We start from the raw sequence: 14996 nt of genomic DNA on the forward strand, positions 1-14996 counted from the left end.
GAAAGGCTCACCGACGTGGGATCATCGGCGTCGGGTGGCGGGCGCCATGGGCCGATGAGAGAAGTTCGGCCCTGTCTGGCTGCCGGGCCGGTGCGTGGACGGGCGGTGTCCGCGCGTGGGTCTGGCCGCGCCGCCATCCGTATATCGGGGCAGCGGTCAAGGGAGGCCAGATGACGGTGGACGAGCAGCGCTCGCCCGAGACGCCGCGGGCGCCATCGGAGGAGAACCCGATCCGGGTGCTGATCGTCGACGATCACGCGCTGTTTCGGCGTGGGCTGGAGATGGTGCTCGCGCAGGAGGTGGATATCGAGGTCGTCGGCGAGGCCGCCRACGGCTCCGAGGCGGTGACGATGGCCAGCGAGATGGCTCCGGACATCGTTCTGATGGACGTGCGGATGCCGCGGCGGGGCGGCATCGACGCGACCAGCGCCATCAAGCAGGCGGTGCCCAGCGCGAAGATCGTCATGTTGACGATCAGCGACGAGGAGGCCGACCTGTACGACGCCATCAAGGCCGGCGCGATGGGCTACCTGCTCAAGGAGATCTCGATCGACGAGGTCGCGGCGGACATCCGTGCGGTCTACAACGGGCAGAGCCTGATCAGCCCGTCGATGGCGTCGAAGCTGCTCAGCGAGTTCGCCTCGATGATCAAGAACAAGGACGACCGGCCGCAGCTGCCCACCCCACGGCTGACCGACCGGGAGATGGAGGTGCTTCGGCTCGTCGCGAAGGGCATGAACAACCGCGACATCGCCAAGCAGCTCTTCATCAGCGAGAACACGGTCAAGAACCACATCCGGAACATCCTGGAGAAGCTCCAGCTGCACTCCCGGATGGAGGCCGTCGTCTACGCCGTCCGCGAGAAGCTCCTCGAGATCACCTAGGCGGGGCACCGCGCGGCACCAGCCCTATGGCAGCAGCAGGCCCGTCCAGTGCTCGGCGGTGCCGGCGTCGCGGGGGTGCGGGAGCGGCCGGGGGGTCGGGTCGATCGCGAACCCGGCCTTGACCGCCACCCGTCGCGAGCCCTCGTTGCCCGTCAGCGCCATCCATCGGATCCTGGCCAGGCCCAGTCCGCCGAAACCCCAGCGGCACAACGCTCGCACGGCGCCCGTGGTGACGCCGCGTCCGCGCGCGTCCGGCGCGCACCAGTAGCCGACCTCGGCGTCCCCGCCCGGCGCGACGCCCGGCAGCCCGTCCGCGTCGCGCATGTCGGCTAGACCGACCGAGGCGAGCAGGCCACCGGTGGTCGCGTCGACGACCGCGAGGTGCGCGCCCGTGCCGGTGCGCCACCCGACCTGGGTGATCGCCGCGACGAACCCGACCGCGTCCTCGCGCCGGTAGGGCACCGGCACCCTCGTCCAGCGCTGGATCTCCGGGTCCTGGCAGACGGCGAACACGGCGTCCGCGTCGTCCGGCCGCCAGGGGCGCAGGTGCAGCGCGCCGGCGGTGATCTCTACCGGCTCCAGGACGGACATGGAGTGTTCCTCCGGAATTAGGGGGACGGGCGCGGACCGGCCGGTGYGTACCGTCGCCGCCCCGCGCCTCACACGATTGCAGGGTCCTGCGCGCAGGGCTTCCGGTTTTCCGCCCGTCGATCATGCGGCCGTTTGCCCGGCCGGTGAGGGACCGACACCCAACACATCTCGCGGAGTCGGCGCCAGGGAGTGTCGTGGGTTCCGATCGAGGGCCGTTGAAGGGCTAGCATCGTGGTGTCGGCCCGCCCGTCGACATGCCAGCCCGAGGAGTCTCGCCCGTGGTACTAGACAAGATCCTGCGCGCCGGCGAAGGACGGATTCTGCGCAAGCTCCATGCCATCGCCGAGCAGGTGAACCTCATCGAGGACGACTTCGTCGGCCTCTCGGACGCCGAGCTGCGCGGCATGACCGACGAGTTCCGCCAGCGCCTCGCGGACGATGAGGAGACGCTCGACTCGCTGCTGCCGGAGGCGTTCGCCACGGTGCGCGAGGCGGCCCGGCGCACCCTCGGCCAACGCCACTTCGACGTGCAGATCATGGGCGGGGCGGCACTGCACCTCGGCAACATCTCCGAGATGAAGACCGGTGAGGGAAAGACGCTGGTCTCCACGCTGCCGGCGTATCTGAACGCGCTCGCGGGCAAGGGCGTGCACGTGATCACGGTGAACGACTACCTGGCCCAGCGCGACGCCGAGAACATGGGCCGCGTCCACCGCTTCCTCGGCCTTTCGATCGGCGTGATCCACCCGCAGATGCCGCCCTCGGCGCGGCGCGAGCAGTACGCCTGCGACGTCACCTACGGCACCAACAACGAGTTCGGCTTCGACTACCTGCGCGACAACATGGCGTGGAGCGGCGAGGAGCTGGTCCAGCGCGGCCACAACTTCGCCATCATCGAYGAGGCCGACTCGATCCTCATCGACGAGGCGCGTACCMCGCTCATCATCAGCGGCCCGGCCGACCAGCCGACCCGTTGGTATACGGAGTTCGCGCGGATCGCCCCGCTGCTCATCCGTGACGTCGACTACGAGGTCGAAGAGGGCAAGCGGACCGTCGCCATCACGGAGTCCGGGGTCGAGAAGGTCGAGGACCAGCTCGGCATCGAGAACCTCTACGAGTCGGTGAACACCCCGCTGGTCGGCTACCTGAACAACTCGCTGAAGGCCAAGGAGCTCTACAAGCTGGACAAGGACTACATCGTCACCGACGGTGAGGTCCTGATCGTCGACGAGTTCACCGGCCGTATCCTGCACGGCCGGCGCTACAGCGAGGGCATGCACCAGGCGATCGAGGCCAAAGAGAAGGTCGAGATCAAGCAGGAGAACCAGACCCTCGCGACGATCACCCTGCAGAACTACTTCCGGCTGTACGACAAGCTGTCCGGGATGACCGGTACGGCCATGACCGAGGCCGCCGAGTTCCACCAGACCTACAAGCTGGGTGTGGTGCCGATCCCGACGAACAAGCCGATGATCCGGGCCGACCAGCCCGACGTCGTCTACAAGACCGAGGTCGCGAAGTTCTCCGCGGTCGTCGACGACATCGTGGCCAGGCACAAGAAGGGCCAGCCGGTCCTCGTCGGCACGACCAGCGTCGAGAAGTCCGAGTACCTGTCCAAGCAGCTCACCAAAGAGGGCGTCAAGCACGAGGTACTCAACGCCAAGCACCACGAGCGCGAGGCGATGATCATCGCGGAGGCCGGGCGGCGCGGCGCCGTCACGGTGGCGACGAACATGGCCGGCCGCGGTACGGACATCATGCTCGGCGGCAACCCCGAGTTCATCGCCCAGGGGGAGCTGCGTTCCCGCGGGCTGTCCCCGCTCGAGACGCCCGAGGACTACGAGGCCGCCTGGCCGGAGGCCCTGGAGAAGGCCAGGTCGTCGGTCGCCACCGAGCACGACGAGGTCCGCGAGCTCGGCGGGCTGTATGTGCTCGGCACTGAGCGGCACGAGTCCCGCCGGATCGACAACCAGCTGCGCGGCCGCGCCGGCCGCCAGGGCGACAGCGGCGAGTCCCGGTTCTACCTCTCGCTCGGCGACGACCTGATGCGGCTGTTCAACGCGTCCACGGTCGAGGGGATCATGGACCGGCTGCAGATCCCCGAGGACGTGCCGATCGAGTCGAAGATCGTCACTCGCGCGATCCGGTCGGCCCAGACCCAGGTCGAGGGCCAGAACTTCGAGATCCGCAAGAACGTCCTGAAGTACGACGAGGTCATGAACAAGCAGCGCACCGTCATCTACGAGGAGCGCCGCAAGGTTCTCGAGGGCGCCGACCTGCACGAGCAGGTCCGCCACTTCGTCGACGACACGATCGCCGGTTACGTGCAGGGCGCCACCGCCGAGGGCTTCGCGGAGGAGTGGGACCTCGACACGCTGTGGACCGGTCTCGGCCAGCTCTACCMGGTCGGGGTGGAGGCACCGTCGCCTGACGACCGCGACGGCCTGAGCACGGACATGCTCGTCGAGGACATCCAGACCGACGCGCAGGACGCGTACGACCGGCGGGAGACCGAGCTCGGCACGGGCCCCGACGGCGAACCCGTGATGCGTGAGCTCGAACGGCGGGTCGTGCTCGCCGTGCTGGACAAGAAGTGGCGCGAGCACCTCTACGAGATGGACTACCTGCAGGAGGGCATCGGCCTGCGGGCGATGGGGCAGCGTGACCCGCTGGTGGAGTACCAGCGCGAGGGCTACTCGATGTTCCAGACCATGATGGAAGGGATCAAGGAGGAGTCCGTCCGGCTGCTGTTCAACGTCGAGGTCCAGGTGACGGGTCGCGACGAGGAACAGGGCGGTCARCCGGCGGCGGGGGCAGCTCCCACGCTGGGCGCGCCGAAGCCGTTGGCCGCGGTGAACCCGCCGGCCGCGGAGCGCGACGTGCCGCCGGCCGCGCAGACCGCTCCGCTGGCACGGGGCGGCGCGCGCACCAACCGGCGGGCGCAGGGGGCTGGCCAGGCCCCGGCCCGCCAGGCCGCACCCGCGCCTACCCCGCCGGTACCCACGGCGCCCACGCCGCCGCCGGTGTTCGTCAAGGGCCTGGAGCCTCGCCGGCCAAGCACGGGCCTGCAGTACTCGGCACCGTCGGTCGACGGCGGCCCGGAGCCGGTGACGGCGTACGGGCGCGACGGAGCCGGCGGGGGTGCGGCGGCCGGCGGCCTGGGCGGCGAGCCGAAGGGCACCGCCCGCAACGCGCCGTGCCCGTGCGGGTCCGGCCGCAAGTACAAGCGCTGCCACGGCGACCCCGCCCGCCGGGGTTAGGCCCATTGTCAGGTAGTTAGCGGGATCAATGGGCCGTCAAGAGCCCTAAATTGGGAATTCCCTCGTAACCTGACACCTGACACCTGACACCTGACGGCTGACACCGAACTACGTCCGCCGCATTGCGGCGGACGTGCCGGCGTCGTCACGTTTCGCGCGGTATGGTCAGGCGGGCCGGATGATCCGGCGTTCGACGGTTCGTGGGAGACGTCGGTGCAGCGGGGGCCGCGTATGCGGAAACGAAACATGTCCGCATACGCGTGGGCGGGACCGCCATKGTGACKCCGACCGACGGCGAGTCTCTCCCGCGGTGGCGAACCCCCGCGCCGTCGGCACCGCTGGCGTCGCCGGTGTCGCGGGCACCCGGCTGGCTCAAGCCGCTTGCCGAGCACGATCCGGTTCAGGTAGGTGAGTACCGGGTCGAGGGAGTGCTCGGCCGGGGTGGGATGGGAAGCGTCTACCTTGCCCGCGCCCCATCGGGGCCAGCGGTCGCGATCAAAGTTGTCCGCCCAGACCTGGCCGCCGATCCTCAGTTCGTACGGCTCTTCCAGCGTGAAGCGCAACTCGCCCGCGGCGTCGCCCGATTCTGTACGGCGGACGTGATTGATGTCGGCACCGCCGACGGTGTTCCCTACATGGTCACCGAGTTCATCAACGGTCCCACGCTGGCGGAGGAAGTTCAGCTTAACGGGCCATTCGAGCTCCCACGGCTGGAGCGCCTGGCCATTGCGGTCGCCACCGCGTTGACCGCGATCCACGCGGCGGGGACCATCCACCGCGACCTGAAACCCTCCAACGTGCTGCTGTCCGCCGACGGCCCGCTCGTCATCGACTTCGGTATCGCCGTCGCGCTGGACGGCACCGCGGTTCCCGGCGAGCACGACGCGGGGACCCCCGGATACATGGCGCYGGAACAGGCCCGGGGGGAACGCGTAGGCCCCGCCGCGGACATCTTCGCCTGGGGCGGTGTCGTCGCCTTCGCCGCCTCGGGGCACCCGCCCTTTGGCATCGGACCGATCCATGCCCTGCTCTACCGCGTCGTCCACGAGAAGCCCGACCTGTCGGGCGTACCCGAGTCCCTACGGGCCCTCGTCACCGACGCGATGAACCCCGACCCGGACCGCCGCCCGACCGCCACCCAGCTCTACAACCTGCTCGTGCCCAACGCCTCGCCGGCCGCCGACGCGGCTCCGCCGGCGCCGTCCGAATCGGCGCTCGCGCTCTTGGGCCGGTCGGGTGGCGGCTCTGTCCAGCCGCTGGGGAGCGGCGGCCAACCCGCTCGCGCCGCCGGCCGTCGCGGCGCCGATCAGAACGCCGAACCGGCGGCCTCGCCAGCGCCCTCGCCGCCGGTCTCGCTGGTACCGGAAGCGCCACCGTGGCGGCAACCGGTTGACGTACCCGGCGACGGGCAGTTCGCGGCGTCCACAGTTACCCGGCTGGGCGGGGCACCCGACCGACGCGAGGCGACGGGGCGGCGACCGCGGCTGGGAACCCTCACCCGGCCGTGGTGGGTGGTGACCGGCGCCGTCGTGCTCGTGGCGGTCATGGCGGCCGTCATCCTGCTTCTGACGTCAACGGGTGACGACCCAGCGGGGCCGGACGGCGCGACGCCATCCGCGTCCCAGCCAGCCGGATCCACGTCACAGCCGACGACCCCCGGAACCCAGAGCACGCGGCCTTCTCCAAGCCAGCCGCCGGAGAAGGCCTGGGAGACGGTGCTCGCCGGTCTGGACGCGGCCAGGGGCCGCGCGTTCGAGCAGGTCGACGAGTCCGCGCTGGGGGACGTCTACGAGGCCGGCAGCGCGGTCTACGCCGCCGATCTTGCCCTGCTGCGGCAGGTCGCCCGTCAGGGCGGGCATGTCTCCGGGCTGTCGCTGCGTGTCCGGGACCTGCAGATCCGGGAACAGACCCAGGACCGGGTGGTGCTACGGGTCACCGAGCAGCTGGGCGCCTACGAGATCCTGGACGCGAGCGGCAAGGTGGTCCTGCGTAAGGAGCAGGGCGCCCCCGAGCGCAATGACGTCACGCTGGTCCGGACCGCGGCCGRCTGGCGCATCTCCGCTCGGCTTCCCGCCTCCTGACGTGGCCGTTGACGCCACGATCTACCTGGCCGGGCTTTTGTGGCCTCCAGCCCACCTCGGGTGGCGGCCCACCCTGGGCGTCAGCCGATCTGGAGGTTGGTCACCTGCCAGCGCCCGCCCGTCGACTCCATGCGCAGCGCGAGGGCGGCCACCCGGTCGCCACGGTTGACCACCGCGACGACCTCGGCGACGCCTGGCCGCGGCTCGCCGATCCGGATGCTGCGGACCGAGCCGCGGCCCGGGTACTGGCCACCGGCCTTCTCCAGCGCGGCCTGTAGCCGCGGGGTGGCCCAGCCGGCCAGGTGCGAGACCGGCCGCACGCCGGCGAGCACCTCCACGACGGCCCGGACGAAGATCGTCGCGGCCGGGCCCGGGTTCTCCCGGAAACGGCTGTCCCGGGCCTGCGCGGGTATCCGGAGTGGCGCCCGGCGCGCCGTCGGGTGCGCCGCCAGGTTCGACCGTCCGGAGGCGGTGCGCAGCGAGACGTCGTCCGTCGTCCGGGAGAGTTCGTGGGAGACCGTGACGGCCGGGGACGGTGTTGGCGGCGGAAGCCGAACGTCGCCAGGGCCACGATGGGCGACGGCGCCGTGCCGCGCGCTCCGGCCGTGGGACGAGCCGGCGGTGCCGGGGCCGCGTCGCCCGCCGGTCTGCAGAGCGCGTCGGCCGACGCGGGTCCGGGGCATCTCGTCGTCGCCGGTGCGCCGAACCTGGTCCTCACCGGCGCCGCCCGGCCTGTCGTCGCCGGTATGCCGCACCGCGTCGTCGGCGCCTCGGGTCTTGTCGCCCCGCACGGCTCGGGTCTCGTCGTCGTGCGCGCCGGAGGTCTTGTGATCGTCGGCGCTTCGCGCCTCATCGTCGTCGGCGTTTCGCGCCTCATCGTCATAGGGCGGCTCGGTCACGAACGCTCGGAGCCCGCGCAACGGGGCGGCCGGGCGCGACTCGGGCGGGTCAGGCCGCCCCGCGCGAGCGTTGGGAAGAGTCATCTGGCGTGCCTCCTTGGCCGGGCCGTATGGGCGGGGTCAGGGCCCGTCGGGCGGCCGGAGCCGCTGCCCCGGAAGGATCAGGCCGGGGTCAGGGCCGATCGCGTCCTGGTTGGCTGCCCACCACCGTGGCCATTCGGCCGCGATCTGGGCATCGGTGGCGCTGGGGCCGAGGTGGCGCGCGGCGATCGTCCACAGCGAGTCGCCCCGGTGGACAACCACCTCCGCCGACGAGCCGCTCCCGGGTGGCTCGCCGATCCCACGTGGCGCTGAGCCGCCCAGCGGATCGAGGCCCGGCGAGGGGGAGGGAATCGTCGGCGCCGTCAGGTCAGGAAAGCCCCCGGCCGGCATTCCGGCCGGGCGGACGGTGGACGGGGGTGGGGCGGTCGTGGGCATCGTCGGCGTCCAGGGCGTCGGGCTCATGGACGGCGTTGGTGTGGCCGCGGGCGTCCACGTCGGGTCGACCGGCTGGGACGGCGGGGCCGGGAGCGCCGTCGGCGAGGGCGAGGCCGCCGTCGGGCTGGGGGAGGACGACGGGGCGCCGGGGGCAGGGGCGCCCGTCTGAGGAGTGGCTGAGGGCGGGACGCCTTGGTCCCTGGGGGTGAGCACGACGATCGGGGTGCCCGCGGGCAGCCCGGGCTGTGGCCCCCCTGGGGAGGCGGACGCCGGGGCGGTGGGCGACCCGGACGGCTGGCCGGAGGCGTCGGGAGCACTCGGAGTGAGCGGGATTGCCGGTCCGGTCGTCGGGGCCGACGGGGCCGGCGTCGCGGTGACCGGTGCCAGGACCGGCGGGGTGACCGGAGCCGCTGGTGGGGTGGTGGCCGGTGCCGGAACCGCCGGCGGTGGCGTGGCCGGTGTCGTGGTGGCCGGAGCCGGAGCCGGAGCCGGTGGCGGTGCGGCGGGTGCGGTGGTGGCCGGCGCCGGCGCCGGAGCCGGGGGCTGGGTCGTCGGGGGGCGGGTCGCGGGCGCGGGTGGGTTGCGGGTGGGTGCGGCCGGTGCCCTGCTCGCGGCCGGCGGCGGCGCTGGCGCTGGCGCCGGACCTCCCCGGGTAGGCGAGCTCGTGCCCGGCCCCGAGCTGACGACCGGGGCCGAGAGATCTGGGGACCTCGGGTTGACGACCGGAGCCGACAGATCTGGGAAGGAGCCCGGGGCCCCGCTCTGCGCCGGCGCCGGGACGACGGGCGCGGAGACGTCGGGAAACGCGTGGGTCTGGGCGGCCGTCGGCGAGTCGCGGGGCACGCTCGCGGACGCGGGCGTCGCGGCGATCAGCCCACCCGCACTGCTCGCGACGATCGTCAGGCCGAGGCTGACCTCGAGCAGCCGGTGCAGCGCGCGCGGCAGCATCCAGCGTGACAGCCGTCCGGCGCCACGCCCGGCCGCCCCGGGCAGCGCCGCGAGCGACCCGATGACGACGCCCAGGCACAGCCACAGCAGGCAGGCCCACGCGGCCGCCGCCACCGCCGTGACCAGCGCCTGCTCGGGCGCGTCCGAGAACCAGCGCGGAACGTCGCCGACGCCCGTCGGCAGGTCCGCGAGCCCGGGGCCGGCGACGAGCAGGATCGCGGCGACGCCACCCGCCAACGCGATCGGGAGGACGGCCCGAAACACGCGCCGGATCGATCTCATCGCGCCTCGCTTCGCGCCGTGGGCCGTCGCGTGGCCGCCCTGTGGGCAGCGAACACGCTGGGCCCGCCCCGGATGGTTCGGGGGGTCATCCCCCCGAACGGGCACTCGCCTGTCAGCCCGCCGCCTCCGGCGCCACCCAGGGCGGGACCGTCTCCACGGCGGCGGGTCACCGGGAGACCACCCGAGGTGGCGGACAAGCTGCTTCGCCGAAGCCAGTTCCGTCGGGTCCGCTTGTGGTGGGCCCCGTTCGGTACGACCCCTTTCTGCTCGGCAGCGAAGCCATGGAGTACTTCGTTTGCTTCTGTTTGCTTGTGTAGCCCTCTGGCGGCAAAGTGTCAATCCTGGTTGTCTGGCCGGGTACGGGCTGACGGCGCTCGGCCCGCCCGGGCTTGCCTGGCGGCCGGCGGGTGTGCCCGGCGGTCTGGTGCCGGCTGCCTGGGCGGACCCGATCGGTCCGTATTGTCGGGACGGCCAAAGGGGGTGCCAGGTTGCGTTGGGAGGCGTTGTTCGCGGATCTTGAGGCGCAGTGGGACGCGGCCGAGGCCGCCGAGCTTGCCGCCGAGGTCGCGGACCGTAGTCGCCTGGAGATCGGTTACCTGAGGCTCGTCGACCGGCTACGCCCGGCCGTCGGGCACCGGATGCGCTTCGACATCCTCGGCCAGCCCGGTCCGGAACGAGGCGTGATCACCGGTCGGCTGCTCGCGCTGGGGGCGGACTGGCTGCTCGCCGAGGATGCCGGCGGGGGCGAGGCCCTGATCCCGGTGCGGTCCCTGCTCGCGGTGCGCGGGCTGCGTGGCGAGGCGGCGCACCCGGGGCACGAGGGCCGGGTGGGCGCCCGCCTCGACCTGCGGCATGCGTTGCGCGGCGTCGCCAGGGACCGGTCCGGCTGCCTGGTCATGCTGGCCGACGGACGGACGGTCAGCGGAACGATCGACCGGGTGGGCGCCGACTTCGTCGACCTCGCCGAGCATGCCCCGGGCGAGTTTCGCCGGCCGCGCGCCGTCGAGGGCTGCACCGTTCCGCTGGCCGCGATCGTCCTGCTGCGCCGGACCTGAGTCCTGCTCCGCGGGACCTGACCGCCGGGCGCTCCGCCGTCGCCGACCAGGCGCCCGCGGCGGTCAGTCGTCTGGCAGTGATTCGTGGCGGGTCAGCGGGTTGGCGAGCACGAATGCCCGGGTCTGCTCATAGGCGCGCTGGATGTAGGCCTCCAGCTCGCTGCGTTCCACCCGCCACTGGCCGCGCCCGCCGATCTTGATGGCGGGCAGCTCGCCGCTGCGGACCAACGCGTAGGTCTGTGACGCCGAGATGTTGAGGATCTCCGCAACGTCGGTGAGCTGCAGGAACCGTTCGTTCATCGAGCTGACCTCTATCCCCTCMGCCGCCCGTCCGACATCCGTTCGGCCGACCGCCCGCACGGCCCCCGTCGCGACCGCGTGTGCCCCTCGGCTCCATCCCAGCGACCAGCGTGCCCCGCCCCGGGTGTCGCCACCGCCCGGCCGCCCGCTGCCGGGAAGGCGCGCGGGCGGACAGGTGCGGCTGGCCGCCCCTGGAGCGGCTCAGAGGCTCTGTGGGCTCAGGGGCTCTGCAGGCTTAAGGGCTCTGAGCGCTTAAGGGCTCCGTGGAGGCCGACCGGTGTCTACGACGTGTGTACCAGGTTTTCTCGCCGGGATGCGCTCGGATGCCTTCGGTTGTGGATAACTGCCCTCGATCGCGCCCGGTCAGACCGCTAAGACCTCGGGCCGGCGACATTCCGGCCCCGTCCGTACGCGTCGGGTGACCGATTCGCGGATACCGCGCGCCAAGTCCAAGAACGCCGCGGGAACTGCTGCTCCGAGGACATCTCGTGGGCCTTCTGGAGCGTCCAACTCGGTGTCCAGTGGGAGATCCCCACAGGTGCCACGATGTGGTCCATCGGCGCGTACGCTGTGCAACGCCGCATATCCGTGCGCGTCGCCCGTCAAGCGCACGGCGCGACGGTCCGACCACGACCGGCGGTCGCTCGCCGGTCGGGCACGAGTCCCGTCGTGGGAACCGCCGCCACTCCGGGGCACCCGCCCGCGGGTGATCGAGCACGATGAGGAGACCACGGTGACCGACCTGGCGCCCGCCCTCGGCCCTGGGTCCCCGCCGGATGGACGTCGCCCATCCGGCAGGCGGGCGGACCCGATCACCCCGCCGTCACCGCCGGCCCGCCGGATCGGCCGCCGCGGCTGGCGCGACACCCGGTTGTTGTTCGGCGTGCTGCTCGTGCTGGTGTCCGTGGTGATCGGCGCCCGGCTGTTCGCGACGGCGGACCAGACRGCCTCCTGGGTGGCCGCCAGGGCCGATCTGCCCGCCGGTCACGTCGTCACCGCGGCGGATCTCGTCACGGTGCGCGCCCAGCTCGACGACGCCACGGCCGCCCGCTACTACCCGGGGCGACGGTCGAAGGAGGTCGTCGGCGGCACGCTCGCCCGCCCGGTAGGCAAGGGCGAGCTCCTCAGCGGAGGAGACTTCGCCGCCGCCGACGCCGCGGCGACCCGGATCGTGCCCGTGGTGGTCAAGGCCGGCAGGGTTCCCACCCTGGTTCCCGGTGACCACGTCGACGTGTACGTCTACCAGCCGGCCGGTGCCGTCGACGCGACGGTCACCTCCGGCGGGGCCGCCACCCCGGACGGGCAGGGACAGTCGGACGGCGTGGGCACCCCCGCGGCCGGCGGGGCCGGCGCCGAGGTGATGGTCCTGCACGACGTCGAGTTCCTCGGCGAGCTGCGGATCGCGACAGGCGACCGGTCGCTGACGCTGCGAGTGCCCGTGGACGCGGCGATCCGGGCGGTCGCCGCGTCGCAGAGCGAGCGCGTCGACATCGTGAAGCTGGAACGTGACGGTCGTGGTCAGGTGGGCGAGACCGGGCCGACGGCGGCGCCGGGGTACGGCCGGTGAGCCTGCCGATCCTGACCGCGGTCACGGACTCGGTCGTCGAGGCCGGACTGGTCTCCGCCTTCGACCGCAATGACCTCGGCGTCACCGTCGTCCGTCGCTGTGTCGACCTTCCGGACCTGCTCGCCGCCGCGACGACGGGCGCGGCGCGGGCCGCGTTGCTCTCGGCCGACCTGCGTCGCCTCGACCGGGAGGCACTCGCCCGGCTCGCGCAGGCGAACGTGGCCGTCGTCGGCCTGATCGCGCCCGGCGACGAGGCGGGTGACCGGCGGCTGCGCCAGCTCGGCGTCGTCGCCGTGATCACGGCCGACGCGACCGCCCACACGGTGGCCGCCGCCGTCGTGGAGGCCACCAAGGCGCTGACCACCCGCCCGGCCATCGGCCCGGTGTCGATCAGCCACGGTTTCAGCGAGCCGGTCGTCGGCTACGGCGCCATGCTGCCGCCCGTCCTCGACGAGACGAACGACMTCGACGACGAGCGTGCCCACGCGCCGGTGGGCCAGGGGCGGGTCGTCGCCGTCTGGGGCCCGACCGGCGCCCCCGGGCGCACGACGATCGCGCTGAGCCTCGCCGCCGAGCTCGCGGACCTCGGCGCGTCCACGCTGCTCATCGACGCGGACTCCTACGGTGGGTCCATCGGCCAGCTCGTCGGCCTGCTCGAGGAGGCGCCCGGCCTCGCCGCCGCCGCGCGGGCGGCCAACCAAGGCACGCTCGACGTGCCTCGGCTCGCCGTGCTGTGCCGCGACCTCGGCGGCGGCCTGCGGGTGCTGCCCGGCATCGCCAGGCCGTCGCGCTGGCCGGAGCTGCGGCCGTCCGCGCTGGAGAACGTGCTGGACCTTTCCCGGCGGCTCGCTCAGTTCGTCATCGTCGACTGCGGCTTCTGCCTCGAGGCCGACGAGGAGCTGAGCTTCGACACGTCGGCCCCGCGGCGCAACGGAGCCACGCTCACGGTGCTGGCGGACGCCGACACTGTGGTGGCGGTGACCTCCGCCGAGCCCGTCGCCCTGGTCCGGTTCGTCCGAGGGCTCTCGGACCTGCGCGAGCTGGTCCCCGGCGTGGAGCCGCTGGTCGTCGTCAACCGGCTGCGCGCCTCCGTGGCCGGCGGCGACCCGCGCCGCGAGATCGCCAGGGCGCTCAACCGGCACACCGGCACCGAGCCGATGGCGCTGGTCCCGTACGACCTGGCGTCGTTCGACGCGGCCCAGGCCGCCGGTCAGCTGTTGCGCGACATCGCCCCCGCGTCGCCCGCGCGAGCGGCGATCCGCGACCTCGCGACCCGCCTGACCGGCCGCACGCCCCGCGGCCAGCGCCAGCGCCGCCGCCTGCCGGCCCGCCGCTGAACGGCCGCCGGGGACCCCTCCCCGGCGGCCCGGTCAGCCGGCGAGACCGGGCTCCTCGCGGACCGTGAGCTCGGGCTCGTCCCGGAGGGTCGGGCGCCGCACCGGCCCGGTGCGGCGGGTGGGCGTCGCCGCGAGGCGCGCGGTGCTGGTGACCGTGGGCGCCACCGTCGGCACGGTGGGTCTCCTCGGCGTGGTCGGCCTCGTCGGCCTCGTCGGCTGGACCGTCACCGCGGCCGCGCGTTCCGGCACCGCCGCCGGCTCGGCCGCGCCGGCGGCCCGTTCGGCGAACGCGGCGGCACAGGTGCGCAGCGCGGTCTCGAACACCTCGGCGCGCCGGGTGATGTCCATGACGTTGCCGCCCATCACCTCGAGGTCCTCCCGGCCGGGGGCCAGCGCGCACACGCTCGTCCCGGTCGCCTCCGCCAGCGCGATCTCCCTGGCGAGCCGCCGGGTGGCGGCCCGGCGTAGCTGGCGCTCGGCGATGGCGACAGGGTGCCGCGGCCGGTCGCCGTCGAAGGCGCAGGCCGGCGCCAGCACCAGGATCTCGTCGAGCCCCGCGTCCACGCACAGGTCCAGCGACGTCGGCGAGCGGGTTCCGCCGTCGACGAACCGCCGGCCGCCGATCGTGACGGGGGCGTACCAGCCGGGGATGGCGCACGAGGCCATCACGGCCTGGGAAGCCATGGCCTTGGGGGCACCGCTCGCGCCGAACAGCACGCGTGCGCCGGTGTCGAAGTCCATCGCGACGACCCGAAGCGGGCGTGGCCAGGTGGTGGCACTCGCCGAGTGCCGCGCGGCGGCGCCCGCGATCAGGTCGCCGACGGCGGCGATCGTGCCACGGCCCTGTGGCAGCAGTGCGGCCAGCGCCACCATCGGCGTCGTCCGGCGGGGGTGCAGCACCGCGCTGGTCAGCAGGCGCGGCGAACCCATCCGCATTCTGGGCGGCGGCGGCAATGACGCCCCGAGGTCCCGGTAGTCCAGGATGGGCGCGCCCGGTCCGTACAGTCCTCGCTCGGAGTCAGCCATCGTGTCGACGTCGACACCCAGGCCGAGCAGCGTCGCGACCACCGAACCGGCCGACGTGCCCACGATCAGGTCGAAGGACCGGGCATCGTCGCCGGTCTGGGCCTGGTACGCCCGTAGAGCGCCGATTATCCAGGCAGAGCCGAGTATTCCACCGGCCCCGAGGACCAGCCCTCGGCGCGGAGCCTGTTTGCGTGGCATCGCCACCACCTCCCAGCGCGGCGACCGAAGCCCGCGCGACCGGCCTCGCGTCCGCCGCCGATGGCCTGGGCTGCTGGCGGGGTGTGCGTGG

General features: G+C 73.0%; 11 protein-coding genes. 6 read left to right on the forward strand and 5 right to left on the reverse strand.

Annotated elements, in window-relative coordinates; translation table 11 throughout:
* Window positions 1-170 precede the first annotated feature (170 nt).
* Window positions 171-884: a response regulator gene (locus BCD49_RS13250; protein ID WP_071041528.1), complete on the forward strand. Its 714-nt coding sequence runs from the start codon at window positions 171-173 to the stop codon at window positions 882-884.
* A 24-nt stretch (window positions 885-908) separates the two neighbouring features.
* On the opposite strand, the gene BCD49_RS13255 is transcribed toward BCD49_RS13250, so the two are convergent.
* Complete coding sequence (locus BCD49_RS13255; RefSeq protein ID WP_007512787.1) at window positions 909-1475, reverse strand: GNAT family N-acetyltransferase; 567 nt, start codon at window positions 1473-1475, stop codon at window positions 909-911.
* A gap of 278 nt (window positions 1476-1753) precedes the next feature.
* Here BCD49_RS13255 and secA point away from each other — a divergent pair, with 278 nt between their 5' ends.
* Together secA and BCD49_RS13265 are read left to right on the forward strand one after the other, a co-directional pair.
* On the forward strand, window positions 1754-4735 hold the full coding sequence (gene secA, locus BCD49_RS13260; RefSeq protein ID WP_071041529.1) for a preprotein translocase subunit SecA: 2982 nt from the start codon (window positions 1754-1756) through the stop codon (window positions 4733-4735).
* A gap of 350 nt (window positions 4736-5085) precedes the next feature.
* Entirely contained in the window at window positions 5086-6816 is a 1731-nt protein-coding gene (locus tag BCD49_RS13265) for a serine/threonine-protein kinase (protein ID WP_158072943.1), read from the forward strand.
* A gap of 80 nt (window positions 6817-6896) precedes the next feature.
* Here the strand turns inward: BCD49_RS13265 and BCD49_RS13270 are convergent, their stop codons facing one another.
* Window positions 6897-7799, reverse strand: a complete 903-nt coding sequence (locus tag BCD49_RS13270; protein WP_007512790.1) for an Rv3235 family protein — start codon at window positions 7797-7799, stop codon at window positions 6897-6899.
* A 36-nt stretch (window positions 7800-7835) separates the two neighbouring features.
* Complete coding sequence (locus BCD49_RS13275; RefSeq protein ID WP_051466094.1) at window positions 7836-9404, reverse strand: LysM peptidoglycan-binding domain-containing protein; 1569 nt, start codon at window positions 9402-9404, stop codon at window positions 7836-7838.
* A 506-nt stretch (window positions 9405-9910) separates the two neighbouring features.
* Between BCD49_RS13275 and BCD49_RS13280 the strand changes: the two genes are divergently transcribed.
* Window positions 9911-10477, forward strand: a complete 567-nt coding sequence (locus tag BCD49_RS13280; protein WP_007512792.1) for a hypothetical protein — start codon at window positions 9911-9913, stop codon at window positions 10475-10477.
* Window positions 10478-10540: 63 nt separating this feature from the next.
* Here the strand turns inward: BCD49_RS13280 and BCD49_RS13285 are convergent, their stop codons facing one another.
* On the reverse strand, window positions 10541-10777 hold the full coding sequence (locus BCD49_RS13285) for a helix-turn-helix domain-containing protein (protein WP_007512793.1): 237 nt from the start codon (window positions 10775-10777) through the stop codon (window positions 10541-10543).
* 733 nt (window positions 10778-11510) lie between these two features.
* On the opposite strand from BCD49_RS13285, the gene BCD49_RS13290 reads away from it, so the two are divergent.
* Window positions 11511-12344, forward strand: coding sequence for an SAF domain-containing protein (locus BCD49_RS13290; RefSeq protein WP_007512794.1), 834 nt, complete (start codon window positions 11511-11513; stop codon window positions 12342-12344).
* Window positions 12341-13681 carry an AAA family ATPase gene (locus BCD49_RS13295; protein WP_071041531.1) on the forward strand — a complete coding sequence of 447 codons (1341 nt, stop codon included), beginning with the start codon at window positions 12341-12343 and terminating at the stop codon, window positions 13679-13681. Before BCD49_RS13290 ends, BCD49_RS13295 begins: the two co-directional genes overlap by 4 nt.
* A gap of 33 nt (window positions 13682-13714) precedes the next feature.
* Here BCD49_RS13295 and BCD49_RS13300 read toward each other — a convergent pair whose 3' ends face one another.
* Window positions 13715-14905 (reverse strand): patatin-like phospholipase family protein, encoded by a 1191-nt coding sequence (locus BCD49_RS13300; RefSeq protein WP_007512797.1) that lies wholly within the window; start codon window positions 14903-14905, stop codon window positions 13715-13717.
* Window positions 14906-14996: the final 91 nt, after the last annotated feature.

Source organism: Pseudofrankia sp. EUN1h, from assembly GCF_001854645.1.
In the GTDB taxonomy this organism is placed as follows: Bacteria; Actinomycetota; Actinomycetes; order Frankiales; family Frankiaceae; genus Pseudofrankia; species Pseudofrankia saprophytica.